Source organism: Gordonia cholesterolivorans (genome assembly GCF_039531975.1).
Taxonomy (GTDB): Bacteria; Actinomycetota; Actinomycetes; order Mycobacteriales; family Mycobacteriaceae; genus Gordonia; species Gordonia sihwensis.
Genome location: NZ_BAAARB010000084.1, coordinates 1 through 552, shown reverse-complemented (window position 1 = coordinate 552; position 552 = coordinate 1). Strand labels below are relative to the sequence as shown.

The following is a 552-nucleotide window of genomic DNA, read 5'->3' as shown; positions in this document are numbered from 1 at the left end:
ATAATGACTAAAAATATCCTGATGCGTACCGGTTCTGGCAAGCCTTAACTCGTCATCATCAACCTTATAAATCAGTAACCAGTCACCTTCAATATGAGCATCACGGTACCCCCGCCAGTTTCCTGACAAAGGATGATCAACATACTCCGGTGGTACATCGTCCTCATTAACCAGTAACTCAATGAGCTTTTTTAACTTACCCATATCCTTACCACGTTTTTTTTGTCTCTTTACATCCGACTTAAAGGCACTGGACTGTACAGGAATAAGCATCAGATACCCAAATCATCAAAAAGAGCATCAACTGAATCAAAACGCTGACCTTTTCCTGAATCTAATTCAGACATGGCGATTTGCGTTTTTTTATTCGGGGTTTTTACCTCAAAAGGAAGTTTACCCTCGTCAGCAACACGCATCATAACCATACGGATCACATCGGAAGTATTCAGTCCTATCTTTTCAAGTGCCTGTACTGCACGGTCTTTAACATCCTGCGGGATTCGGGCTTTAACAGTTGCGTCAGCGATCATAATAACCTCCTAAATAATCAGG

At 41.7% G+C, this 552-nt stretch carries 2 protein-coding genes; both read right to left on the bottom strand.

Translation table 11 applies throughout. The features are described 5' to 3' along the window. On the bottom strand, nucleotides 1–273 hold a 273-nt coding region (locus ABFX36_RS18985; protein WP_150385220.1), incomplete at its 3' end, for a type II toxin-antitoxin system YafQ family toxin. Further along, complete coding sequence (locus ABFX36_RS18980; protein ID WP_044108673.1) at nucleotides 273–530, bottom strand: type II toxin-antitoxin system RelB/DinJ family antitoxin; 258 nt, start codon at nucleotides 528–530, stop codon at nucleotides 273–275. The genes ABFX36_RS18980 and ABFX36_RS18985, both read right to left, overlap by 1 nt. Nucleotides 531–552: the final 22 nt, after the last annotated feature.

What these genes read in the sequence shown, in the direction of transcription:
- ABFX36_RS18980 (WP_044108673.1), bottom strand. Translation starts at nt 530, where the DNA reads ATGATCGCTGACGCAACTGTTAAAGCCCGAATCCCGCAGGATGTTAAA.